General features: G+C 34.4%; 22 protein-coding genes. 13 read left to right on the top strand and 9 right to left on the bottom strand.

The features are described from left to right. Positions 1-69 precede the first annotated feature (69 nt). The 4 genes from MYRA21_RS02330 to MYRA21_RS02315 all read left to right on the top strand — a co-directional run bounded on the left by MYRA21_RS02330 (position 70) and on the right by MYRA21_RS02315 (position 4892). Positions 70-2316, top strand: a complete 2247-nt coding sequence (locus tag MYRA21_RS02330) for a nitric-oxide reductase large subunit (RefSeq protein WP_006260296.1) — start codon at positions 70-72, stop codon at positions 2314-2316. Next, positions 2306-3019, top strand: a complete 714-nt coding sequence (gene ric, locus MYRA21_RS02325; protein ID WP_006260295.1) for an iron-sulfur cluster repair di-iron protein — start codon at positions 2306-2308, stop codon at positions 3017-3019. The genes MYRA21_RS02330 and ric overlap by 11 nt, the downstream gene beginning before the upstream one ends. A gap of 221 nt (positions 3020-3240) precedes the next feature. Next, positions 3241-4443, top strand: coding sequence for a hypothetical protein (locus tag MYRA21_RS02320; RefSeq protein ID WP_006260294.1), 1203 nt, complete (start codon positions 3241-3243; stop codon positions 4441-4443). Next, positions 4440-4892, top strand: coding sequence for a CopD family protein (locus MYRA21_RS02315; RefSeq protein ID WP_006260293.1), 453 nt, complete (start codon positions 4440-4442; stop codon positions 4890-4892). Before MYRA21_RS02320 ends, MYRA21_RS02315 begins: the two co-directional genes overlap by 4 nt. A gap of 258 nt (positions 4893-5150) precedes the next feature. On the opposite strand, the gene MYRA21_RS02310 is transcribed toward MYRA21_RS02315, so the two are convergent. The 7 genes from MYRA21_RS02310 to MYRA21_RS02280 form a co-directional block, all read right to left on the bottom strand. Beyond that, a complete protein-coding gene (locus tag MYRA21_RS02310; protein WP_006260292.1) occupies positions 5151-5774 on the bottom strand; it encodes an SCO family protein in 624 nt (207 codons plus the stop codon). A 17-nt stretch (positions 5775-5791) separates the two neighbouring features. Continuing rightward, complete coding sequence (locus MYRA21_RS02305) at positions 5792-6571, bottom strand: formylglycine-generating enzyme family protein (protein ID WP_006260291.1); 780 nt, start codon at positions 6569-6571, stop codon at positions 5792-5794. 1 nt (position 6572) lies between these two features. Beyond that, a complete protein-coding gene (nirK, locus tag MYRA21_RS02300; protein WP_006260290.1) occupies positions 6573-8072 on the bottom strand; it encodes a copper-containing nitrite reductase in 1500 nt (499 codons plus the stop codon). A 267-nt stretch (positions 8073-8339) separates the two neighbouring features. Beyond that, positions 8340-8915 (bottom strand): RNA polymerase sigma factor, encoded by a 576-nt coding sequence (locus tag MYRA21_RS02295; RefSeq protein WP_006262003.1) that lies wholly within the window; start codon positions 8913-8915, stop codon positions 8340-8342. After that, positions 8912-10018 carry a glycosyltransferase family 2 protein gene (locus MYRA21_RS02290; protein WP_006260288.1) on the bottom strand — a complete coding sequence of 369 codons (1107 nt, stop codon included), beginning with the start codon at positions 10016-10018 and terminating at the stop codon, positions 8912-8914. The genes MYRA21_RS02295 and MYRA21_RS02290 overlap by 4 nt, the downstream gene beginning before the upstream one ends. Before the next feature lie 230 nt (positions 10019-10248). Continuing rightward, entirely contained in the window at positions 10249-11262 is a 1014-nt protein-coding gene (gene murB / locus MYRA21_RS02285) for a UDP-N-acetylmuramate dehydrogenase (protein ID WP_006260287.1), read from the bottom strand. 21 nt (positions 11263-11283) lie between these two features. After that, on the bottom strand, positions 11284-12378 hold the full coding sequence (locus MYRA21_RS02280) for a DNA replication/repair protein RecF (RefSeq protein WP_006260286.1): 1095 nt from the start codon (positions 12376-12378) through the stop codon (positions 11284-11286). A 134-nt stretch (positions 12379-12512) separates the two neighbouring features. Between MYRA21_RS02280 and MYRA21_RS02275 the strand changes: the two genes are divergently transcribed. The 6 genes from MYRA21_RS02275 to MYRA21_RS02250 all read left to right on the top strand — a co-directional run bounded on the left by MYRA21_RS02275 (position 12513) and on the right by MYRA21_RS02250 (position 19653). Further along, complete coding sequence (locus tag MYRA21_RS02275) at positions 12513-13298, top strand: YfgM family protein (protein ID WP_006260285.1); 786 nt, start codon at positions 12513-12515, stop codon at positions 13296-13298. A 2-nt stretch (positions 13299-13300) separates the two neighbouring features. Continuing rightward, positions 13301-13792, top strand: a complete 492-nt coding sequence (gene ribH, locus MYRA21_RS02270; protein WP_006260284.1) for a 6,7-dimethyl-8-ribityllumazine synthase — start codon at positions 13301-13303, stop codon at positions 13790-13792. 928 nt (positions 13793-14720) lie between these two features. Next, positions 14721-17006, top strand: coding sequence for a DNA mismatch repair endonuclease MutL (gene mutL, locus MYRA21_RS02265; RefSeq protein WP_006260283.1), 2286 nt, complete (start codon positions 14721-14723; stop codon positions 17004-17006). Next, complete coding sequence (locus MYRA21_RS02260; protein ID WP_006260279.1) at positions 17006-17755, top strand: rhomboid family intramembrane serine protease; 750 nt, start codon at positions 17006-17008, stop codon at positions 17753-17755. Before mutL ends, MYRA21_RS02260 begins: the two co-directional genes overlap by 1 nt. Further along, positions 17755-18609: a rhomboid family intramembrane serine protease gene (locus MYRA21_RS02255; protein WP_006260278.1), complete on the top strand. Its 855-nt coding sequence runs from the start codon at positions 17755-17757 to the stop codon at positions 18607-18609. The genes MYRA21_RS02260 and MYRA21_RS02255 overlap by 1 nt, the downstream gene beginning before the upstream one ends. 3 nt (positions 18610-18612) lie before the next feature. Continuing rightward, on the top strand, positions 18613-19653 hold the full coding sequence (locus MYRA21_RS02250) for an endonuclease/exonuclease/phosphatase family protein (RefSeq protein WP_006260277.1): 1041 nt from the start codon (positions 18613-18615) through the stop codon (positions 19651-19653). Positions 19654-19688: 35 nt separating this feature from the next. Here MYRA21_RS02250 and murF read toward each other — a convergent pair whose 3' ends face one another. Then, entirely contained in the window at positions 19689-20990 is a 1302-nt protein-coding gene (gene murF / locus MYRA21_RS02245; protein WP_006260276.1) for a UDP-N-acetylmuramoyl-tripeptide--D-alanyl-D-alanine ligase, read from the bottom strand. 68 nt (positions 20991-21058) lie between these two features. Beyond that, positions 21059-22579: a gliding motility lipoprotein GldJ gene (gene gldJ / locus MYRA21_RS02240; RefSeq protein WP_006260275.1), complete on the bottom strand. Its 1521-nt coding sequence runs from the start codon at positions 22577-22579 to the stop codon at positions 21059-21061. A gap of 640 nt (positions 22580-23219) precedes the next feature. On the opposite strand from gldJ, the gene porV reads away from it, so the two are divergent. From porV to MYRA21_RS02225, 3 genes are all read left to right on the top strand, one after another. Further along, positions 23220-24359 carry a type IX secretion system outer membrane channel protein PorV gene (porV, locus tag MYRA21_RS02235; RefSeq protein ID WP_006260274.1) on the top strand — a complete coding sequence of 380 codons (1140 nt, stop codon included), beginning with the start codon at positions 23220-23222 and terminating at the stop codon, positions 24357-24359. Positions 24360-24440: 81 nt separating this feature from the next. Then, complete coding sequence (locus MYRA21_RS02230; protein WP_006260273.1) at positions 24441-24923, top strand: cytidine deaminase; 483 nt, start codon at positions 24441-24443, stop codon at positions 24921-24923. Between the two features lie 238 nt (positions 24924-25161). Continuing rightward, positions 25162-26559, top strand: a complete 1398-nt coding sequence (locus MYRA21_RS02225; RefSeq protein WP_006260272.1) for a hemolysin family protein — start codon at positions 25162-25164, stop codon at positions 26557-26559. Positions 26560-26714: the final 155 nt, after the last annotated feature.

Below are 26714 nucleotides of genomic sequence, written 5' to 3'. Positions count from 1 at the left end.
TATACGTGGGAAGTAACTTCCCTTTTTTTACAAAACAATAAAGGATAAAAAAGTCTTCTATTTAAAAGTATGAAAAATAGACAAAGAAAGTTATGGATAGCATTTACGATAGTAATGTTATTCTCATTTGGGGTACTCGGTTATTTCGGTATTGAAATTTATCAAGAAGCACCACCAGTACCCATCGAAGTTAGAACAACTAATGGTGAAATTGTATTAACTGCTAGTGATATAAAAGACGGTCAGAATGTCTGGCAGAGTATAGGAGGACAAGAAGTTGGCTCTGTATGGGGACATGGAGCTTATGTTGCTCCTGATTGGACTGCTGATTTTCTGCATAGAGAAGCATTGTATTTATTGGAGTATTATGCTCAAGAGAAGTATAATAAGTCTTATGAAAATAGTTCATTAGAAGAACAGGCTTATTTAAAAGCACATTTACAAGCTAATATTAGAGCTAATACTTATGACAAAGCAACTGGTGTTTTGACGATTACAGAGGAACGAAATAAAGCTCGTTTACATCTTCAGGAGTATTATACTAAATTGTTTACAGATGATCCCGAATTTACGCAACTGCGTAAAGATTATGCAATACCTAATAATGCGCTAACTGATCCAACAAGATTGAAACAAATGAATGCTTTCTTCTTTTGGGCAACATGGGCTACTGTAACTAATAGACCAGATAATGATGTTAGTTATACACATAACTGGCCTGCGGAAGAGTTAGTAGGTAACGTAGCTACCACACCTCTTATTGCTTGGTCTGGAGTGAGTGTTATCTTATTGATTTTTGCTGTAGGGGTATTAGTTTATTATCACGTAGCCTCTAAGCAAGAGGAAGAAGATATGGTGCCAATGGAAGATCCAGTATCAAATGGAACTGTAACTAAGAGTATGACTATCTTGAAGAAATATTTCTGGGTAGTATGTTTATTGATGCTATTACAAGTAGGATTAGGAATTATAACAGCTCACTATGGAGTAGAAGGACAAGGGTTATATGGTATTCCATTAGATCAAATTCTACCTTATTCAGTAACGCGTACATGGCATACCCAATTGGCTATTTTTTGGATAGCTACTGCTTGGTTAGGAACCGGATTATATATTGCACCTGCAGTAGGAGGTAAGGATCCTAAGTTTCAAGTATTCGGAGTGAACTTCCTATTTATAGCCTTATTGATTATTGTGTTGGGGTCTATGATTGGTCAGTGGTTTGGTATTATGCAAAAACTAAACTTAGTACAGAACTTCTGGTTCGGACATCAAGGATATGAATATGTAGACTTAGGTCGTTTCTGGCAGATCTTCTTATTTGTAGGCTTATTTGTATGGTTAGCTTTAATGATTAGACCGTTGTTACCTGTATTGAAAGAAAAAGGAAGCCATCGCAATTTGATTATACTTTTCTTAATCTCATGTGGTGCAATTGCTTTATTCTATGGAGCAGGGCTAATGTGGGGAAGACAAACTAACTTGGCAATAGCAGAATATTGGAGATGGTGGGTAGTGCATTTATGGGTAGAGGGCTTCTTTGAAGTGTTTGCAACTGTTGTTTTAGCGTTCTTATTCGTACGAATGGGGTTGATTAAAACCAAGACAGCTACTAATGGCGCATTGTTCTCTACTGTTGTATTTATGTCTGGAGGGATTATAGGTACATTCCATCATTTATATTTCTCTGGAACGCCAACAGCAGTAATGGCATTAGGAGCAACGTTCAGTGCTTTAGAAGTGGTGCCTTTAACTCTGATAGGTTATGAAGCTTATGAGAACTATAAAATATCTACACATAAAGGATGGTTACAGGATTATAAATGGCCTATATACTTTATGATAGCAGTGGCATTCTGGAACTTCTTAGGAGCAGGTGTATTTGGCTTTATTATTAATCCACCGATAGCACTGTATTATGTACAAGGACTTAATACAACACCTCTTCACGCACATACTGCTTTATTTGGAGTATATGGAATGTTGGGAATTGGACTTATGCTATTCGTATTAAGAAGTATATATAGAGATATTAAATGGAATGAGAAGTTATTGAAAATAGGCTTCTGGGGATTGAACTTAGGGTTATTATTAATGGCACTTTTAAGTTTATTACCTATCGGTATTTGGCAAGCGATTGAAAGTATTCAACACGGTATGTGGTATGCACGTTCTAGCGAACTTATGCAGCTACCAGCTATGAATACGCTGAAATGGCTACGTACCATCGGTGACGTAATCTTTACAGTAGGTATTTTCGCTATCGTTTTATTCGTATTCAAATTAACATTAAAAAAAAGCAATCATGATAAATAGAACAGTAGGCTCATTTGTAGCAGAAGATTTTAGAACAGCAGCAATATTCAATAGATACGGAATTGATTTTTGTTGTAAAGGAGGACGTACTATTGAAGAGGTGTGTGAAAAGAAATCAGTCAATAGAGAAGAGTTAATTGGAGAGTTAGAACGATTATTGACACAACAAGCAGAGAACAATATCGATTTTAGACATTGGCCTTTAGATTTGTTAGCCGATTATATTGAGAAGACACACCATCGATATGTAGAGGAGAAGATCCCAGTATTATTACAATTTTTAAATAAACTGAGTAGAGTACATGGAGATAGACATCCAGAGTTAATTGAAATAAATGAATTGTTTATTGGATGTGCAGCGGAGCTAAGCCAACACTTAAAAAAAGAAGAGCTTGTTCTGTTTCCATTTATTCGTAAGATGGTGTCTTCAACTATCTCAGGACAACCTTTAGAAACACCTCATTTTGGTACAGTACAAAATCCAGTAGCCATGATGATGCATGAACATGATGGGGAAGGTGAGCGTTTCCGAAAAATAGCTGAGTTGTCTAATAATTATACACCACCAGCAGATGGATGTAATACATATAAGGTTACTTACGCTATGCTAAAAGAGTTCGAAGATGATCTGCATAAACACATTCACTTAGAAAATAATATTTTGTTCCCAAGTGCAATAGTATTAGAACGAAAATTCGAGTAATCTTTTTCAAATTTCATAGAAGTGCCTTACCTTTAAGTTTAACCCAGAATCAGTGATAGACAGACAAACAAAAAGTAATTATACAAAATAGCTCTGAATTAGTGATACAAGCATACTATAGTATGGTTTTAGAGCTAATGAAAGAGATATGAAGTAGAATTGCTTTGTAGTATTTGGCTAACGCTTATTCTGGGTTTAAGGCACTTCTTGTATAACAGCTTATGAAACCAGTCTATTATATCATTCCTTTGGTCAACTTTTTTACAGCAGCCCTATTAGGACTTTTGCTAAGAAGTATGTTCGTCTACCCGATAGAAGGAGTGACATTTTTGTATATTTTACATACGCACTCTCATATTGCTTTATTAGGATGGTTGTATTTATTGGTTTATGTATTGTTTGTCCAGCAGTTTGGAATAAAAACTCCTAAAGAAGAAAAGTTTTATGCCCGACTTTTTTGGATGACTCAATTAGCAGTGCTTGGAATGGCACTGACATTTCCTTTTATGGGATATGCCGCAGCATCTATTGCTTTTTCTACTTTACACATTATTTGTTCTTATGTATTTGTCATTCATTTATGGAAGAACAACACTGCCTCAGGAACACAGCAAGGAGTTTTACTAAAAACCTCTTTGTTTTTTATGGCATTTTCTACCTTTGGGGTTTGGTGCTTAGGGCCAGCAGTAGGCATGATGGGGAAGGCTAGTGCCTTCTATCAGATATGTATACAGTTTTTCTTACATTTTCAGTTTGATGGATGGTTCTTAACTGCCTTTTTAGCCTTATTGTTTGCCATTGTGTTTAAGGGGTATTCTTTATCTAAGTTTAAACCTTTCTATTACACTTGGATAGTATCTGTAATACTCACTTATGCTCTACCCGTGAGTTGGTATGTAGAATTACCTATACTTCATTACTTAAATGCAGTAGGTGTTTTATTGCAATTGTATTCAGTGGGATATTTAATAAAACCCTTTTTCAAGATATTTAAGCAACGAAATAATAATGAAAGCATCTTTGTGTGGCTTTTATTAGTATTAGCAGGAATATGCCTTATAATGCGAATAGGTACACAGTTATTAGCTATATCAGAATCAATAGCGATTCAGTTACAAGCTTTGCGCAGTTGGATCATAGGTTTTATCCATTTGAATATGTTAGGAGTCTTGAGTGGTTTTGGAGTTTGGTTAATGGTTCAAGAAAAAAGAATAGTTGTAAATACTTGGTTAAAGATAGGAATACTATTCTTAGTAGTAGGTTTTGTATTGACAGAAATAATTTTGTTTATACAAGGCTTACAAGGTTTTATAGGAGTTGTTTGGGTAGTTAATACACCTGTACTCTTATTTTGGGCATCTGTATTACTTCCTATCAGTATCTTATTTTTATTATTCTCATACATTAAAATTAGAAAGTCATGAATGAATTACACCTTTTATTAATATTACACCTATTAGGGGCTACTATATGGGTAGGAGGACATATCTTATTAAGTGTGGTGATATTACCTCAAGTATGGAAAGAGAAGTCAGTAGAGAAGCTATTTAACTTTGAGAGTAGATATGAGTGGTTCGGTATGCCAGCTTTATTCGTTATGCTACTGACAGGTGTGCGTATGGCCTATATCTACAATGTCAAGTTAGCGAGTTGGTTTGCTTTTGAAACTCCAATAGAACGTGTTGTTTCTTTAAAATTAGCATGTCTATTCACTATCGCATTATTTGCACTAAGTGCTCAGTTTTACGTATTGCCTCGTCTAAAGACTGATATTAAGAAACTACCTTTGATGACATTCCATATTATATCTGTCACGACTATTAGTATTGTGATGCTTATATTAGGTAGCTTTATTAGATATGGAGGGATATAAAGAGGAATGAATTTATAAATAAAAGGTATTATTGATTTTATTTGCTTAACTATTAAAATACCTGTTAGTATTATTATATATAAAGCTATTGTTTGATTATACTTTTGAAGTGATCAAGTAATAGCTTTTTATTATTGGAACTATTTTATTCTCTTAAATAAGTAACTAGAATTAAAGGCACTTTATGTACAAAAAAAATACTGCTCTACTTCTATTATGAAGCAGAGCAGTATATTATCAAACTAATAACTAACTTTCTTATTTAATTAAAGCGAGTTGTCGCTCTATTTCTTTTACAGTAGGGGCATAGTCTATACCAAGTCCCTCTTGTTGATAATCCAATTCTCCTTTGGTATTAAACACACTAATGATATTAGAGTGAGAGAAGTCTATTGGAGAGATCTTTTTGTAATTCACAGCAAGAGTAGCCGCAAATTCTCTTGTGTCTTCTTCAGTAGAGCGTAAGAATACCCATTGAGGGCCATCCATTTGATTCTCTTTAGCAAATGCTTTTAGACGTTCAGGAGTATCTACTTGTGGGTCAATGCTGACTAATACATATTTTACCTTATCTGCGTTTTTACCTTTTACTCTTTCCTCGATATTACGCATATCAGCTACTAATCGAGGACATGCAGCTTTACAAGAAGTATAAATCATGACCATGACTAATACATTGCCCTGTAAGTCTTTTAACTCAATATCCTTACCATCTTGTGTAGTCCAGGTAGAAGGTAGATTGTAAATAGACAAATCAGAAATCTCTTGTGACTCTGTTGTCTGTTCTGTAGCTTGAGGTTGTTCTTCTGTAGCTTTAGTCTCTTTACAACTAGTTAGTAGTAAAGTAGAGCAGCTTAGTAATGCTATCAATGTCTTTTTCATAATGATGTTCTTTTTTTTTAAGGGTTTTGTGCACATCTAAAACCTAAGTTTTTTGTTGTAAAGTTAGCTCTAAGACTACCTCTAAAACCGTATCGCATAAAGGCAGCATAGTCCATCAGGTCAGAAGCATTAATAGAAGCACTTCCACAGAATAAGTTCTCGTCATTGCCCTTGTCTTTGCGACTTTCTCCAGACAAGAAGATTGAATTATAGTCTGCTACCCACTCCCATATTAAGCCATGCATATCATATACACCCCAGTAATTTTTAAAGGTGCTCCCTACAGGATTGACATAAGTCTTAGGAGTCTCGTACCAAGCGAGGATATACTTATTGTATTCTTCTTTTTGGCGAGCATCCATATTCTTAGCATCAGCCATGGCTACATACTCCCATTCATCCATAGTAGGTAATCTTTTGCCTTCTAACTCACAGTATTTTTTAGCTGCGAACCAAGATACATTGGTCACAGGAGCATTAGGTTTTAAGTCGCCATAGTCTAAATCACTTTTCCAATGAGACAAATAACTTTTATTAGCGAATAACGCTTTGATCTGTGAGCGTTGGTAATTTGGGTTTTTCTTTAAGAACTCTACATACTGTTCATTGGTCACAGCGTATTGATCCATTTTGAAAGAAGCTACTTTTACATAGCCTTCTTCTGTACTACCGTAAAGTGGAACAAAAGTTCCACTTTTGATAGTGACCATCGGTGTCGTTTTCTGAGCATATATTCCTGTATAGGATACTATGCTCAGAAGACACACAATGAAGTTTGATTTATCAAGAAAAAACATTTTATCTATTTTTTTGAACCATTTGAGGGCTCACTACAGTTTTATTATTTCCCCAACTATTGTACACATAAGTCAATACGTCAGCTATCTCTTGGTCACTTAAGTTTTGACTTGTCATGATAGAGTTATATTTTACCTTGTTAACTGTAATCTCTCCTTGTAGTCCGTTTATAACTGTTTTTATCGCTCTATTCACATCTGCATTTAAGTAATCAGATTTCGCTAGAGGAGGGAATATTTTCTCTATACCCTGTCCTTCAGATTGGTGACAAGCAAAACATGTTCTAGTAAACACACTCTTACCATCAGCTATTTGTTGTGCAAGCGTTTTGTTTTCTATTACCTCTTTTTTAGCTGGTTCTTTAGGCATATTTTGTATAGTACCTCCTTCAGGTAAGTATATTCCTTCTTTTATTTTACCTGCAAATACTTTCTGGTTTTCGTCTCCTTCTACTTTCAGCATTCCCAGTGCTCCTTTATTAAAGGCTCTAAAGATAGAGTGGTCTACTAATACAAATGTACCAGGTGTATTTACTTTAAATTCTACTATCGCCGCACCTCCTGCTGGTATAAGTGTAGTCTGTACGTTTTCGTTGATTAGATCAGCACCTTCTACATGTACTCTATCGAAGATCTCTCCGATTACGTGGAAAGAACTCACTAAGTTAGGTCCACCATTACCTACGTATAACCTTACTGTTTCTCCTACTTTAGCAGTGATTGCATTTTCATTGACTAGTCCGTTTACATGTCCATTGAATACTACATAATCAGGCTGTTCTTTTAATGCTTTATTCATGTCGAATGGTTGTAGCCCTTTCTCTCCATAGTTCCCTTTTGTATAGAAGTCCCCTTGCATCACATAGTACTCTTTGTCTACAGGAGGTAGTCCACCTTCAGGCTCTACTAAGATTAGACCATACATCCCATTAGCGATATGCATCCCTACAGGAGCAGTAGCACAGTGGTATACATATAGACCAGGATGTAGTGTTTTAAAAGAGAACGTTACCTCGTGTCCAGGCGCTACTAGTGATGATGCAGCTCCACCTCCAGGACCTGTCACAGCGTGAAGGTCAATATTGTGAGGAAGCTTATTATCTGGGTGATTTTTAAGTGTGAACTCTACTTCATCACCTACACGGGTACGGATAAAGCTACCAGGTACGGTACCACCGAAGGTCCAATACATGTATTTTACCCCATCTACCATTTCACCTTCTTGTTCTAAAATCTCTAGATTAACAATTAGTTTCGTTGCATCCCTTTTTCCTACAGGTTTAGGTACTAGGGGAGGTGCAGTTAGTTCAGCTTCAGCTTCTCCTTTGACTACTATTTGTTCAGCCATTTCTGGAGTCATCTTTGTAGGAGTCTTGTCCTTCTGTTGACAGCCTCCGATTGTTAGTAAACCTAGAGATAATAGTAGTACTCCAAGTTTGGTTTTTAGTGTTTGTACCTTTGTATTCATAACTGTGTTCTTTTGTTCATTTTTGTATATCAAAGATAAAAGACCTTATTGTCTTTTATTGTGATAAATATCAGTTTTTAAAAATTGAATGAACTTTTTTTACTCGTTATAAAATAATTATAAGATTGGAAGTATTTTGGCTAAATAGCTGGATATTATAGAAGTATATTGCTAATCTTGCGTGTGAAATAAAGGGTGGTAAATAAAAATAATACTAATATTTTTAAAGTCACTTCGCGTACTGTGATTATTAGAAACGAAAATTTATACTTAATTATAAGGTATTATAGTTTGTGAAGATTAGATAGAGAAGTTTTGATCTATCTGTTTAAGGATAATCTCTGCTAATAGTTTTTTAGCACGCATAATTTTTACCTTGACATTGTTTAAAGGCTCATTTAAGGCTTCTGCGATTTCGTTATAAGACATTTCTTGGAAGAAGCGCATATCTATTACCTCTTGATAATGAGGTTTAAGTAAGTTGATATAACTTTTAAAGATCACTAGATTCTGTTCTTGTATCAGTTCATCTTCTTTGTTCATTGTATCATCTATGATATCGTGATACTGTTGATTCTCCTCGTCATTGATATCTAAGAAAGACATATTCTTGCGCTTTCTGATCATATCGATATGCACATTTTTAGCAATGCTGATCAGCCAAGTATTAAAGGCATAAGTAGGATCGTACTTACTGATATTGGTAAATGCCTTCGAAAAAGTTTCAATAGTAATATCTTCAGCATCCACTTCGTTTGCTGTTCTTTTAAGCATAAAGTTATATACTTCAGACCAATAATGGTTTAGCAAGAAGGTAAACGCTATCTGGTCTCCCTTTTGAGCTGCTAGGATATTTTCTTGAACTAAGTTTTTCAAATTTTTTTACGTGTAATAAAATGTAGTATTGAGTAATACGTAGTGATAAAAATATGAATAATTTCTAAGAATGGCAGTGTCCACACCAAATCTTTATCATCAAATACTTTAAATAACTTATAGTTATAGATGTATATAATCAAATAACGGAATACAAATAACCCTAGTACAATTTCCCAGTTAAAAAGAAAACTGATCAGTGTAGTGAAAAGCCCGAAGAACAGAAGGTGACATAGACTAAAGAATCTAATTTTAAATTGTGTAAAGATAGATGAGGTTCTAAGGAGTAAGTCATACTTCTTGATATTACCTGTCCATGTACTAGTCTTGCTCTCCACTTGTAAGCATACGAAGCTGTCGCGGTCATGTGCAGTTGTTGTATTACTACTAGTCCCTATTTGATTGATGAAGGCATACTCATCTCCATAAGGAGTTTTCATATGGTCTATAAACCCGTTTACTTTAAAGAACAACTCTTTATTATATCCTTGATTATAAGCATTGCCGTGGATAGGTCTACCATAAGATACCCATGAGAATAGGTTTATTGTCTTATACGTATTTTGGAAACGGATTAATTGATTGATAAAAGACCTTTTCTTTTTTTCGATTTTAGTATGTCCTAGTATTACTTTCTTAGTAGAAGAGAATCCTTTGCTTATCGCTAATAACCATTTATCTGATATAGGAGTGACAGCAGGTTCTGTAAAGATGAAGCGCTCATACTTAGCTACCTTCATCCCTAGAGTTAAAGCGTACTTCTTATTGCCCCAGAAGGCCTCGATATTTTCTACATTGACTAGTCTAGTGTTAGGGTAAGTCAAACAGAATTTTTCTAATATTTCTAAGCTTTCGTCATCAGACGCACTATAGACTAGTATTACTTCATACTCAGGATAGTCTTGTTGTATAAGTACAGAAAGGAAGTTTTCTAACTTCTCCTGTTGATCTTTTACATAAGCAATGACAGAGATAGGTTCTAGATCAGCGTATCGTTTAGTCGGAAGGCTACTAGACATAGCTAGTGGTCCATAGATGATAATATACTGTAATATTTCTATAACTATAACAGCAATGAAAATGTAAAATAAAAGTGTTAGCATAGTGAATATCTATTCCCGTAAGGTCTGCAAATGTACGATTAATCTGTTAAAAGAATATAGAAGCCTGTTTAAAAATAGTTTATATATTTTGATTACACACCTTTTAGGTTACTACTGTATTATATTTTTTTAGATAGATATAATTAACTAAAAGAAAATATGTAGTAATTCACCCCAAGTAGGTGTATATATTTACTTATAAAAGTATTTTAAACAAGCTAAATACATTTTTAAAAGATATTAACTTCTGCATGAATAGAAATGCCAAATAGCTTAAAAACTTCTCGCTGTACAGTCTCTGCTAATTTCTTGATTTGTCCTCCTTCTGCTTTTCCGTAATTAACTAGCACTAGAGCTTGCTTCTCATGTACACCAGCATCACCTAGTCGGTATCCCTTAAAGCCACTGGTCTCGATTAGCCATCCTGCAGGTATTTTTACCTCCTGTTCATTGATGACATAATGAGGCATGCTAGGGTATACTCTGTGCAGTCTCTCGAAGGTGTCTCTGTCTACGATAGGGTTTTTAAAGAAGCTACCACTATTACCGATTTCTTTAGGATCAGGCAGCTTACTCTGTCTGATAGAGATCACAGCATTACTAATATCTCTAATACTAGGAGCAGTAATGTTATCAGCGTCTAATTGACTTTTTATAGCGCCGTATTCTACCTTTAGATTGTGATTTTGTTTAGTTAGTTTATACGTTGCAGATAGAATGATGTATTGATTCTTTAGCGCATTTTTAAACACACTTTCTCTATAGTCAAACTCACATTCAGCATTCGTGAAGTCAACCACTTGTAATGTCTCCATATTAAGAGCCTTACAGCTGTGTAGCACATCTTTAATCTCTACTCCATAAGCACCAATATTTTGGATAGGCGTAGTCCCTACATTACCTGGTATAAGAGATAAGTTCTCCACACCTCCATAGTTGTGCTCGATACACCATAGGACGAACTCATGCCAATTCTCTCCAGCCTCAGCCTCTACATATACATAGTCGTTATCCTCATTGATGATATTGATTCCTTTTAGATCTAGCTTGATGACAATCTTATTGATGTCTTGTGTTAGTAGCATATTACTACCTCCTCCTAAGATGAATAGCTTGTCACTTTTATTAGCCTTGACTATTTCTTTTAGATCATTTATCTGTTTTATTTCAATAAAATATTTAGCCATTACATCTAATCCAAACGTATTATATGGTTTTAGCGATACATTCTCGTGAATATTCATTGTCTTAGGGGTATTATTAGTTTATTCTTCGTTTTGTTGAATTTTAAAAATCTCGTAACCTTGGTTTACACTATTTAACAAGCTTTCTGTTCGATCAGCGTGTGTATCCGAAATAAAGAGTTGACCAAAGGTATCTAAATTAACTAGCTCTAAAATCTTGCGGACTCTATTCTCGTCTAATTTGTCAAAGATATCGTCAAATAAGAGGATAGGAGCTACGCCTCGCTGTGTTTTTAAAAACTCAAATTGAGCCAATTTTAATGCGATTAAGAATGACTTTTGCTGTCCTTGTGAACCAAACTTTTTAATAGGATGTCCTGTCAGTTCGAATGCCAAGTCATCTTTATGTATCCCGACAGAGGTGTACTGTAGCATACGGTCTTTGGCAAGATTCTCTGCGAATAGGTCTAGCATAGATTTATCATCTAACTGCGTCTCATATTCTAGAGATACATCATCTTTATTCTCTGTGATCAGACTGTGATAATGAGAGAATATAGGAGTGAATTCTTTGATGAAATCTCTTCTTTTCTCGTGAATAGGGTGTGCCAATTCTGCAATCTGCTCATTATAGACTGCCAACGTCTCTCCGTCGAAATAGTGATTCTGAACGAAGCTCTTAAGAAGCGCATTACGCTGACTGATTAGCTTCTGGTATTGTATAAGCAGTTGTAGATAGTTGCCATCCATCTGAGAGATCACACTATCGATAAACTTACGTCTAGTCTCACTTCCTTCTGTAATTAAGTCGCTGTCAGAAGGAGAGATAATCACTAGGGGAATAAAGCCAAAGTGATCAGAGAATCGTTCGTAGTTTTTATTGTTTCTCTTTAGGATTTTTTTCTGTCCTTTTTTTAGGCTACATACGATGTGCTCTTCCTTTTCATCTCTAATGAATGTACCATCGATTACAAAAAAATCTTCGTTGTGTTTGATATTCTGTACAGCTATAGGGTTGAAGTAACTCTTCCCGTAAGCCATATAATATATAGCATCTAAGATATTGGTTTTACCAACTCCGTTTAACCCAATAAAACAGTTTATTTTCTGGTCAAAAGAGAAAGTATTATCGCTAATATTCTTGAAATTTAATATGTTTAATTTTTTTAAATACACGTGGTTACTGGTTATTTTAACGTTTTAGAGAGTGCTTTATCAAATTTTGGTGCAAATTATCAAAAATATAGATAGAAAGCACTTTTATATTACAATAAAAATCCTATTTTTGCGACTCATTAAACTTTGTATAAATGGCAACTTATAATAAAAGAGGTTATAAAGCCCCTAAACCTGAACAAGAAAAAGAAGATAATGAGTTTGAACAATATAACAATATTGATTCATCTAACAGTAAGACAGCTGAGGTATTTAACTCTTTAGATCAAGGAGCAAATAGAATGGAAAGCTGGGTAGTGCGCAATCAAAAAGTAATTTTTGGTATCGTAGGTGCTGTTGCTTTGGCTACTTTGGGGTATGTTGGTTATGACAAATTTGTTGTTGAGCCAAAAAATGATGACGCTGCGAACGAAATGTTTCAGGCACAGAGTTATTATAACGATGCTTTAATGAATGGTACTGCTAAAGACTCTTTATTTAACTTAGCACTTAATGGTGGAGAAGGTAAACTAGGATTCTTAGGAATTATAGAAAATTACGGTGGTACACAGTCTGCAGATTTAGCAAACTACTATGCGGGTACAGCATATTTACATAAAGGTGATTTCCCTAAAGCAATCGAGCATTTAGAGAAATTCAAAGGAAATGATGCAGTATTAGCACCATTAGCTTTAGGAGCTATTGGAGATGCTTTCTCTGAATTAGGGCAACAAGAGCAAGCTTTAGAGTATTATCAAAAAGCAGCTGCTAAGCAGAAGAACGATTTTACTACACCTAGATATTTAAATAAAGCAGGTTTAGTTGCTTTAGAATTAGGTAAAAAAGAAGAAGCGCTTAAGAGCTTCAACGAGATTAAAAATAACTACCAAGGTTCTGTAGAATACAGAGGAGTAGATGCCTTGATAGGTTTAGCACAATAAGTATGGCAACAGCAAATAAAAACTTATCTGAATACGATAAAACTACACTTCCTGACGGGAAAGATTTTAGAGTAGGTATCGTAGTTTCAGAATGGAATGACCAAATCACTAATGGATTGTATTCTGGTGCAGAAGCAGCCTTATTAGACTGTGGTCTATTAGCTGAAAACATAGTTCGCTGGAATGTACCAGGTAGCTTTGAATTAATTTTCGGAGCAAAAAAAATGATAGAAGTAGATGAGACCTTAGATGCAGTTATTGTAGTAGGGTGTGTGATTAAGGGAGAGACGATGCATTTCGACTTCGTATGCGAAGGAGTGACACATGGTATTAAAGACCTTAACTTAATCTCTGATATTCCTGTGATCTTCTGTCTACTGACAGATAACCATATCGAACAATCTATTGCTCGTAGTGGTGGAGAACACGGAAATAAAGGTACAGAAGCAGCTATCGCAGCTTTAAAAATGATAGATTTAAATAGAAAAGCGTAAGCACAATCTATTTATAGGATATAAGATAGAGGATTTCTAGCAATAGAAATCCTCTTTTTTTGTTTTATATTTTTCTGTAAGAGGGGATGTCAGACTATTAATACTGTTTAGTGAGTACCCCTTTTCTTTATATTTTTTCTTTTCTAAAATAATCTTTCTTCTTTTTTAAAAAATGGATCTATTTCAGCACCTTTTTTAGGGGTTTAAAGAGAACTAATCCTACTTTTTTACTCTTTACCCTCTATTTCCCTTCTTTTTGGGTTTTAAATTAAAAAAAGTATATGCTTTTTTTTAGTCTTGTGTTTTTATTAAGTGATTGATTTGTAGTTGTTTATTTGTTTTTGGGTCAGATTTGTGTTTTACTTGAATAGGCTTTCAACCCTTATAAATAGGGGGTTCTGCTAAGATCCTTCGACAATACATGGACAATACTCCGTATTTAGTGGAGGAGAGCGCGTGTTTATCCAAGGATGCTCCTTTTATTCTCAGAGCATTCTCCTCTAAGAATAAGGTAAGGGGGGAATTAAGAATTAGTAATTAATAATTAAGAATGTATGCCTAGGGCATAGGAGAATAGGGAGCAACTACATCAGCTTTAGGATGGGATTCTTCGCAGGCTCAGAATGACAAGGGGAGGGGATGTGTAGGATGAGATTCTTCGTACGCTCAGAATGATAACGGGAGTGGAAGTACTATCATCATAATTATTCTAGAGCTTATCAGCAATGTTATTTACTAGATAAGTATTTAAAAAAAGGTTGTCATAGGATGAGGTGAGTAGTGTTTAATTCTATAATTCAGAAAGTGTCCTCTATATTTTAGAAATAAATTACAATAGAGAAATAGTAAAGGAATTTTTAATTCTTTAAATTTGTCCTTTAAGTGGAATTTATCTAAACAATTAGATTAATAATAGAGGAGCAAATAGATGTCAGATATTATTCGTTTACTACCAGATCACGTAGCGAATCAGATAGCAGCAGGGGAAGTAGTACAACGCCCTTCGTCTGTGGTTAAGGAATTGATAGAGAACTCTGTCGATGCTGGAGCTACAGAGATTAAGTTGATTCTAAAAGAAGCTGGTAAAACTTTAATACAGGTTATTGATAATGGAAAGGGTATGAGTGATGTCGATGCACGTATGTCATTCGAGCGTCATGCTACTTCTAAGATTTCCAAAGCAGAGGATTTATTTGCGCTAAGTACTAAAGGATTTAGAGGAGAGGCTTTGGCTTCTATCGCAGCGATTGCTCACGTGGAGTTAAAGACTCGTACACATGAGGCTGAGCTAGGTACCCATATCGTTATAGAAGGGACTAAACTAGTGAGTCAGGAAGTAGCTGTTACTCCTGCAGGGACTTCATTTTCAGTAAAGAATTTATTTTTTAATATACCCGCACGACGCAATTTCTTAAAGTCCGATAATGTAGAGTTTAGAAATATTATTGATGAGTTTGAGAGAATCGTATTAGTGCATCACAATATACATTTCTCTTTAATACACAATGGTAGCGAAGTGTTTAATCTATTGCCTACGAATGCTCGTCAGCGTATAGTCAATGTATTCGGTACTAGAACAAACGAAAAGTTAGTACCTATAAAAGAGAATACAGAGATCGTAGAGGTAACAGGATTTGTGGGGAAACCTGAGTTTGCTAAAAAGAGTAGAGGAGAGCAATTCTTCTTTGTGAATGATCGCTTTGTTAAAAGTGGTTATTTACACCATGCTATTATGGCGGCTTATGAAGGACTTTTAAAAGAAGGAACACATCCTAGCTATTTCATTTACTTTAATGTACCACCAGATAGTATAGATATCAATATACATCCAACGAAGACTGAGGTAAAGTTCGACGATGAACAGGCCTTATACAGTATTCTTCGCTCTATCATTAAGCATAGTCTTGGACAGTTTAATGTAGCGCCGGTATTAGATTTTCAGAGAGATGCTAGTTTAGATACTCCGTATGACTTCGAGGGAAAAGAAGCATCAACTCCTACTATAGAAGTAGATAGAAACTTTAACCCTTTTCACAGAGAGCTACTTACAGAGTCAGATAAGTTTGAATATAATCCATTTGATAATAATGCGGCTATGTTTATCGGAGCTACGGATAGTAGTATAGAGAACACTCGCTTTATAGATGATCTGGAGAATAATGAGACGTATGTATCCATGAATCCGTTCGGGGATAAGGTGACGAATAAGGGGAATGATATAGAGAATAACCGCTTTATAGATGTCCTAGAAAGTAAAAGTAATACGGAAGAAAATATTTCTTTAGGTGAGACGTTAGAGAGTAAAAGTAATCATAGCCCTTTAAGTTATACTGATGATCTAGGTGAAGTACTAGAGAGCAAAGGAAATAATACTGTAGAGGATAGATATGAAGAGGAAATCACACTGGGATCTAAAGTAAATAAAGAACCAGATGTTATAGAATCTAAGTTTAATAAACCTTCTGTGAAGAAGAGTTCGTCATCCTCATTCTCTAAAGGAGCCTTGTCTTCTAAGAGTAATATAGAAGGATGGGAGAATCTCTATGAAGGACTTCGTTCTTCTGGGGAAGATCTAGATGTGTCTGGCATAAAATTAGAGAGTGATTTTGTGACAGGGAATCTGTTCGAAAATAAACAAGAGGAAATCACGGGAGTGAAACGCTTCCAGATTAATAGAAAGTACATTGTCAGTCCGATAAAGTCAGGAATGGTAATCATCGATCAGGGGAGAGCGCATCAGCGTATATTGTATGAGAAGTTTATGGAGAGTATACAGAATCATACAGCCTCTTCTCAACAGTTATTATTTCCATTGACATTGTATTACTCTCCTTATGAGGTAGAAATACTAAGAGAGTTATACCCGATGTTACAACAGACTGGTTTTGGGTTTGAACACATGACACAAGATTATGTGGTTATCTCAGGATTGCCTGTTAATATATCAGAGAGTGAGGCTTCTATCGTATTAGAAGATTTGATTAGTGACTTCCAAGATGGAGTACCTAAGACAGCAATGGGACAAAGTGACCGCATTGCCAAATCATTAGCACATAGTTTATCTGTGAAGACAGGAACTGTGCTAAATGATGAAGAACAAGAGAATATTGTGAACTCATTATTCGCTTGTCAAGAACCAAGTGTATCACCTTTTATGAAACCTACTTTTGTAACGATGAAAGTAGAGGATATAGAAAAAAAATTCGCATTATAATGAGAATATCAGAGACAGTAAAGCATTTAATTATAGTGAATGTAATCTTCTTCGGAGCTAGTATGTTTATACCAGCGATCAAAGAGTTATTCGCAATGTATTATTTTGAAAGTCCATCATTCTATGTTTGGCAACCTTTAACTCATATGTTTATGCATGGGAGTATCATGCATATTCTGTTTAATATGTTTGCTTTGTTTTCTTTTGGTAGTACGTTAGAGATGATGTGGGGAGGTAAGAAGTTTCTTACTTTTTACTTGCTATGTGGATTTGGAGCGGCTCTATTACATACAGGAGTGAATTATTTTAGTGTTCATTCTGCTGTGTCTACTCTTACAGATAATGGGTATAATGCTAGTGATGTAATGGCGCTATTAAAAGAAGGAAAGTATGATCTAAGATGGGGAGGTATACTAGGAGATGGTCAGTTACATAATTTTCTATCTGCATATAATACGCCTGTAGTAGGGGCATCAGGTGCTGTGTATGGGTTGTTAGTGGCCTTTGCGTTTATGTTCCCTAATGCAGAGTTAATGATGATGTTTATTCCTGTGCCTATTAAAGCTAAATATTTTGTACCAGGTATTTTATTGATAGATTTATACGGAGGTGTTGCAGGTAGCTTCAGTCTATTCGGTGGAGGTGGAGGTATCGCTCACTTCGCTCATATAGGGGGAGCATTGATGGGGTATTTATTAATGATGTATTATAAGAAGACACAGTTTAACAATAACCGTTGGGATAGATAATGAGTAAGCTATTAGATGATTTGAAGTTCCAGTATAGAGCTGGTGGTATTGTGCAAAAGTTGATTTACTGGAATGTAGGTATTTCAGTAATCATTATGTTGTTGCAAGTATTCTTTTCTTCCTTTAGCGCTAGTTTATTATCTTGGTTAGCTCTTGGGAGTAACCCTATGTCACTATTGTATAAGCCATGGACGTTATTGACGTATTCATTCGTACATGCAGGAGTGATTCACCTTCTTTTTAATATGATTGTCTTGTTTTTTGTAGGAAGATTATTTGCTACTTTTTTTACAGACAAGCAGTTTTTAACTTTGTATCTATTAGGTGCTTTATTAGGTGGTGTGATCTTCTTGCTAGGTGGAATGTTTATGTCGACAGGGTCTATACTAGTAGGAGCCTCAGCAGCTACTATAGCTCCATTAGTAGGAGTGGCAGTGCATGCTCCTATGATGCAAGTGCGATTAGCTTTAATCGGAAATGTAAAGATGTGGCATATTGCTACTTTTATCATTATTTTAGATGTTATCCAGTTGAATACAAGTAATGTAGGAGGGCATCTGGCTCACTTAGGTGGTGCGCTAATGGGACTGATCTATATTAAAATGTTAGAGGCAGGAACCGATTTAAGCATTATCTTTGATAAAATAAGTAACCTATTTAAACGAAATCAAGGAACTCGTTTTAAGAAGGTATATGTAAATAATAAAGAGAATCGCCGAGAAACAACAGTCAGTGAAAACAAGGATGAGAGACAACAGAAAATAGATAAAATATTAGATAAAATCAGTAAATCTGGATATGAAAGCCTTACTAAAGAAGAGAAAGACTTTCTGTTTAGAGCTGGAAAAGAGTAAAATATGAAGAACCTATCTTGGTTTAACAAGTTTGTATTTGGGACTAATATATTAATGGCGATTATGTCATTAGTAGGGTATTTTTTGCCTTTTTTAGCACCTAAGTTATTTCCTTTATTATCTGTATTTACGCTAATATTACCTTTCTTTTTGATTATTAATCTAGCGTTCTTTATCTATTGGTTAATTCAATTAAAAAGGCAAATATGGTTGTCTTCTTTAATTCTAATACTTGGGATTACTTTTGCTAATAAGTTTTATAAGTTCTCAGGTAGAAATGAGGAGGTCGGAGAAAAGGAGTTCACTTTAATGAGTTATAATGTTCGTCTTTTTAACTTGTTTAATTGGATCCCAGATGAGCATGTTCCTGATAAGATTAAAGAGTTTGTAGATCTACATGATCCTGATGTATTGTGCTTTCAAGAATATTCTAAGAATACAAATATAAAGTTCAGCCAATATCCTTATAAGTTTATTACCTCACATGGTAATAAGATAAAAACGGGACAGGCTATTTATTCTAAGTTTAGAATTATAGATAAGGGAGAGATTAACTTACCTAGTTCTAATAACAATGTGATTTTTGCAGATATTCTAAAAGATCAAGATACAATAAGAGTGTATAGTATTCACTTACAATCTATCAGTATTAGCCCTGATATCCACGAGAGTATTGATGAGGCTAAGTCTAAGCTAATCGTTAATCGTATAGCAAAGGCATTTAAAGAACAGCAGATGCAATCCGAGTTAATAGAATCTCATATGAATGATGTGTCTATCCCTAAGATTATCTGTGGAGATATGAATAATAGTGCATTCTCGTATGTGTATAGGAATATTAGAGGGAATCTAAATGATGCATTCGTAGAAGGGGGGACAGGATTTGGTAAGACGTATGACTTCGCTTATCCGATGCGTATTGACTATGTGTTCGTAGATCCTCGTATTCATGTCAAGTCATTTAAGACTTATCCAGAGTTTAAAAATTCGGATCACTTCCCGTTAATTACAAGATTGGAAATCGATAGCCAAGAAGATAAATAAAAAAGAGCTTAAATAATTATTTAAGCTCTTTTTTGTTATATTAAGTCTAAGGTTCTTTCTAGTGCTATCCCTCTTGATCCTTTAATCAAGATTAGCTTATTCTTAAATACTTCGTTAGAATGGTCAAGAATATGTTGTTTAAACAAGTCAAACGTTTCGAAGAAGTGTATGTCTTCTTGTGTGACATTAATAGATGCTTTAAAGAACTCTCTTCCTATAAAGTATGCTGTTTTATTTTTAACATCACTTAATCTAGTCACGATATCTTTGTGCTCTTTATAACCTTCTTTTCCTAGCTCAAGCATATCTCCTAAGACGAATACTTTATCGCGTTGATCATTTAGTTGATCAAAGTTAGTCAATACAGCGTCCATACTGCTAGGATTAGCATTATAAGCATCTAATAAGATCATAGAGTTATCTTTAGTAATCCACTGTGATCTATTATTAGTAGGGATATAGTGTTCTATGGCTTCTTTAATATCGTTTAAATCCACATTGAAGAATTGACCGATAGTTAATGCAGCAGCTATATTAGTCGCGTTATAGATTCCTGTAAGGTTAGAGTTAATTACCTCTCCTTTATAGTATACTGTAGCGTTAGGTTGAGCTTCTAATTGTTCAATAACGATATCAGCAGAGGAATCTGTACCAAAAGTATAACGGCTGAAGGTCATTGTTTTTGCATCTTGTCTAGGGTCATCTAAGTTGACAAAAGCTGTTTTATAGTTATCTTCTAAATAGTCGTATAATTCACTTTTAGCCTTAATAACACCTTCAAACCCACCAAAGCCATCTAAATGTGCTTTTCCAAAGTTAGTAATGTACCCGAAGTCAGGATCAGCTAATTCACATAAGAAAGCTATTTCTTGTTTGTGGTTAGCCCCCATTTCTATAATACCTAAGTCTGTCTCTTCTGTAAGTGAAAGTAATGTAAGCGGAACACCAATATGGTTGTTTAGGTTTCCTTTAGTAGCTGTTACTTTATATTTTTTGCTTAGTACTGTAGCGATAAGTTCTTTAGAAGTAGTCTTTCCATTACTACCTGTTAGCGCTATAATAGGTAAGCCTAGTTGTTGTCTATGGTGTTTAGCTAACTGTTGTAAAGCTCCTAAGGCATCTGGTACATAAAGCATTTTAGCTGGATCAGTAATCAGCTTTTTATTGTCCATAATCACAAAGGCAGCCCCTTTATTAAGTGCGTCTTGAGCAAACTCGTTAGCATCAAAGTTATCTCCTTTTAATGCGAAAAAAAGAGAGTTAGGATGTATGTTTCTAGTATCAGTAGATACACCATCACACTGTAAAAAACATTGGTAAATTTCAGTAATATCCATGAATCAAAAGTATAAAAAAAAGCCCTAATACAATTAGGGCTTTTGAAAAAAGAATATTTTAAAATATGTTAATTCTTCGTTTTTCGCTTATCTGATTTAGGACCTACTTTAGTCATTGCTAATCTGAATCCAATATAATCTGTAGCTTGGTCTTCTGGGAAGAATCTTCTCGTAGCAGGGTCTAACCAATATGCTCTATCTTTCCATGAACCTCCTTTTATAACACGAGATTTCTCATCGTAAAGAGTAACTTTTTTAATTGGTTTAGGACCTTCTCCTTTTATTTTACCACCTAAACCTGTCTGGATATTGTCATCAAATATAGAAGGGTCTAATTCTTCTTGAGCAATTTGTCCAGGTAGATTGCGAACTCTTAATTTACCAGTGCTTAATGTATCAAACTTCACAGTTTCATTTGTTGTAATTTCGATTTTACCATCAGCACCTATTTTGTTTTTATAGTAAACATTTCCTTTATAGAAGTTGAAGTCAGTGTCGTTTAGATCAATAGTTGGGTCATAAACGTCAGCTACCCATTCAGCAACGTTACCAGACATGTCGTATAAACCGAAATCATTAGGAGGGTATGATTTTACTGCATTAGTGATATCACCATTGTCAGTAGACCACCCCGCTATACCACCATAGTCACCACGACCTTGTTTATAGTTAGCATATTTAGTGTTCTGAACGATTGGTTTTCCTTTTTTGCGTTTGCTGCTTTTATCCCAAGGATATTTTTTACGTCCTTTATAGTTGTTGTACTCTCTGTTACCTACTAATCCTATAGCAGCGTATTCCCATTCAGCTTCTGTAGGAAGTCTAAACTGTGAGGTAAACAAACCAGAGTTTTGAGTAGCGTATAAGTTGCGATCACCTTCTTGTGCTTTGTTTCCTTTTCCTTTATAAGCGATATCGCTATTCCCTCCATAAACAGATTCTGGAGAGATAAGGTAAGTATCTGTGCTAAAGTGAGCATCAGATCCTGCTTCAAGAATTTTAGCATCTTTCTTTAAATAACCTGCTTTTTCTAGTGCTAATTCGTTAACACGATCAGTTCTCCATTTAGCATAATCATTTGCTTGTACCCAAGTAACACCCACTACAGGATAGTTAGCATAAGCAGGGTGTCTTAAGTAGCTAGTGATAAGTGATTCGTTGAACCCAGAAGGACCTCTCCATACTGTCGTATCAGGAATAGCACTTTTATAAATCTCTTGATATAATTCATTGTTTTGAGGATATACAGTACGCAACCAATATAAGTATTCATTATACATGATATTGGTAGTTTCTGTTTCATCCATATAAAACGATTGTACGTACATTTCTTTAGGATTGTTATTCCAATCAGCAAGGATATCCTCTTGTATACGTCCCATTGTAAATGTACCTCCTTCTACAGCAACCATTCCTTTAGGAGTACGTTGTTCGTATTTGGTGTTGTATTGAAAACCACCTTTACTATCATTGATTTTCCAACCAGTAGCCGTTGATACGTTGCTGTTTGAATTTCCACAACTCGTAATACTAGCAGCAACTAATATACCTGCCAGTAGTCGAAAGTTTAAAAGTTCTTTAATCTTCATCTCGTTATAAATGGATATAAAATTGTACGCAATTTAATAATTAACGTTTAATTAGCAATGTGAATACTTTCATTTAATCGAAAAAGTATCAATAATTTTTATTTTTTAATAAGCAATTACACTTATAACGTCTAAAAGTATTTTGTATTGCTTAACAAAAAAATAATTGTTTTGTATAAAGTCATACTTTATACGCAGTGCAAATGTAGTTCGAATTACTTAAATGCCATACAAAATAATTGACAATATAAGGAGAAGATTGCTTGTTCTCTCTTGTGAATTTGCTTTTGTTTCTATGTTTAATTAAGTAATTATAATGCAAAAATGTACTGTAATAAGATTAATACCAAAAATTAGAAGTAGATTCTTTTAATAGTATAAAAATGGGGGTGAATATCTTTGAATTATACAAGGAATAGCCCTTAGTTTGAGTAAAAATAGTATTAAGTTTACTTTGTATAAGATACGTGAAAAAGAATTAAAATGTTGATGGTCAAAGTTTCTTGTAGAGTAAGGTATATATTTCGTTTATAATGAAGATCAAAATAATAATTGTTGTTTTTATAAGTTATAATAATAGCTAGAGTCAGATTTTAGTAATGTTAAAAAGATTATATTTGTGAATCTTAAAAAAATAAAGATGAAAAAAGTTACAGCCTTATTTCTTACTGTTTTAGCGGGGCAGTTTATATACGCTCAGAAAGTAGTAAGACCTATAACTACTGGAGTACCTTTCTTATTAATATCTGGAGATGCGAGATCATCAGGGATGGGGGATATCGGGGTTGCGACTTCTAGTGATGTGTTTTCTCAACAACACAATGCCGCGAAGTATGCATTTGCTACACAAGCACAAGGTTTTTCTGTAAACTATAGTCCTTATATGTCTAAAATTAGTAGCGATATGGCTTTAGGTCAATTAACCTATTTTAATAAGTTCAATGAACGTAGTGCTATTGGAGCAAGTTTACGTTATTTTGGAATGGGTGAAATGGAGTTTAGAGATAGTTATCAATCAAGTTCAATCATAAAAAAGCCTAATGAGTTCGCTGTTGATATTTCTTATTCATTGAAATTAAGTGATCGTTTTGGTATGGCAGTAGTCGGACGTTTCATCAACTCTAATCTTAGAATGCCAGAATTAGATGGATCTAACTCTATGGCGAGTCAAGTAGCTGTAGATATAGCAGGTTTCTATGAATCAGATGTAATTAGATTTAGTACTTTCGATGGTAGATGGAGAGCTGGGTTTAATATTCAAAACTTAGGACCTAAGATAAAGTATGAAGATGAACAGTATGGATCTTTTCTTCCTGCTAACTTAAAGTTAGGAGGTAGTTTTGATTTTATTATTGATCAACAGAATACATTAACTATCTCAGGAGAACTTAATAAGTTATTAGTTCCGACACCACCAGAATATAGAAATGATCCAGAAGCGTTAATCGAGTATAATGATACTGGATGGCTTAAAGGAGTGTTTAAATCATTTGGAGATGCGCCTAATGGATTTAGTGAAGAACTGAAAGAAGTAGCGTGGTCTCTAGGAGCAGAATATTGGTATGACAATAAATTTGCTTTTAGAACAGGATACTTCCACGAAAGTCCAGAAAAAGGAGCTAGACAGTATGCAACTTTAGGAGCAGGTTTTAAATATAATATGATGGCTATAGACCTATCGTATTTATTTTCAACATCAAAAATAAATAACCCAATGGAGAATACATTGCGATTCTCATTAACATTCGATTTAGGTAGAAAAACTTATCGAAGAGGTTAAAAAAAATAGTATATTTGTATTGAATCCAAACCATCCCCAATAAGATGCGTTTGGATTTTTTATCTCTAATAGTCAAGGATTATGAAAAAAATTGAAATCGTAACAACGTTCTTAGAATATGATTCAATAGCAGAATTAGAACAAAAAGATCAAGAGTTAATGAATAGGGCTGTAGAAGTGAGAAAGAAGGCTTATGCTCCTTATTCTAAGTTTAGAGTAGGTGCAGCTATCTTATTAGAAGACGGAACTATCGTAGTGGGATCTAATCAAGAGAATGCAGCTTTCCCATCAGGATTATGCGCTGAACGTACTGCTATATTCTATGTAGGGGCTAATTATCCAGATCAGAGAATCTTGAAGATAGCTATTTCTGCATCATCAGATTTAAAAGTTACGAGTACTCCAATTCCTCCATGTGGAGCGTGTAGACAAAGTATTTTGGAATATGAGACAAAACAAGACTCTGCTATAGAAATGTTCTTTATGGGAGCAGAAGGTAAAGTGTGTTACTCTCCTTCGTTAGTAAATATCTTGCCTTTTCATTTTGATAAAGACTCGATGTAAAAGATGTAAAAAAAGAGCTAATCGCATTTATTTTGTTAAGTGAGTTTCGATTTGTACTATAACATTAGTGCAAAGTTGACTATATTTATAAGCATTGTGATATTTTTTAAAAATTAGTAAATATTGATAGATACTGTGTCAATTAAATTATTAATTTTGATACGAGATTTATATCACAATGATATAAACCTTAAGCCATTAAAAAATATTTAACCATTGGCTTTTTTTAATTCTTAAAATGGATACATACGCCCAGATCATTACAATGTTGGCTGGTTCTAACATTGTACACGAAGAGATTTCAGTAGGTAAATTATTACTTACTTTATTTTTAGTTTTCTTAAACGGTTTTTTCGTTGCAGCAGAGTTTGCAATTGTGAAAGTTCGTACTTCTCAAATAGAAGTTCATCAAGAACTAAATTCTAAAGTAGCAGGTATTGCTAAGAATATTGTTTCTAATCTTGATGCATATTTAGCAGCTACACAATTAGGTATTACCCTTGCTTCACTAGGGTTAGGATGGGTTGGAGAAAGCTCATTAACACCTGTTATTATGTATTTGTTTGAAATCTTTGGTTTCACTGGACCTGAATGGTATGGTGTAGCTAAGAGTGTTTCATTTCCTGTAGCCTTTGCTATTATCACAATATTACATATTGTTTTTGGTGAATTAGCACCTAAATCACTAGCTATTCACTTCCCAACGAAGACGACATTTACTATAGCACTTCCATTGCGTATATTCTATTTCGTATTTAGACCTATTATTTGGTTGATGAACGGTTTAGCTAATGGTATATTGCGTATTGTAGGTATTAGCCCAATTCACGGAGCTGATATTCATACAGAAGAAGAGCTTAAGATGATTATTACTGAGAGTCAAGAAGGAGGAGCTATTGAAGAAACAGAGCGTGTTCTGATTCAGAATGTATTCGACTTTGATGACAGACGTGTAAATAATATTCAAAGCCTACGTAAAAATGTCTCAGCTATCGAGATTAATACAAGTGTAATAGAGGCTATCGATTATGCAATCAATGAAGGATATTCTCGTTTTCCAGTGTATGAAGATAATTTAGATAATATTAAAGGTGTTATTTATACAAAAGACTTGATGAAAGCAATGATTCAAGATAAGAGTAACACAGATCTAGCTTCATTACTACGTGAACCTATTTATATCTCTGAGAATGCACTTATTAAAAATGTATTAAAACAATTCCAAGCAAAACACTTACAGATGGCTATTGCTACCAATGAAGTAGGAGAGTTTACAGGTATTGTGACTATGGAAGATATTCTAGAGGAATTGGTAGGAGAGATCCAAGATGAATATGACAATGAAGAACCTGTAGTACAGAGTATGGGAGAAGGTAGATATGTAGTTAGTGCACATTATAACTTATCTGATATTAATAGACTAGTACCTGTTAAGTTTGAAGAAAGTGAACACTATGATACACTTGCAGGTTTAATCAGTGAAGAGTGTCCTGATGACGAGTTTAAAGTAGGAGATATTATAAGACTTGATGACTACGAAGGAAAAATACTTAAGATGTATCGCAATTCAGTAGAGCAAGTGGAGTTAAGCCTTTTAACTAAAGAACAGAAGGAAGAACAATCAGAAGATAAATAATCATAGAGGACAGTATTCGTACTGTCCTTTTTTTTGTAGATTATCATTTGAGTAATTCATTTAGTCATTGTATTGCTACAATTTATCACATTCTAATCAAACGATTAGGAAGAGAATAACAGCAATTATATATTTGTTTATCTAAAAAGATTAAA

It is taken from the genome of Myroides sp. A21, from assembly GCF_000807225.1.
GTDB lineage: Bacteria > Bacteroidota > Bacteroidia > Flavobacteriales > Flavobacteriaceae > Flavobacterium > Flavobacterium odoratimimum.
The sequence above is the reverse complement of the archived record's forward strand: the minus strand, read 5'-3'. Positions and strand labels throughout refer to the sequence as shown.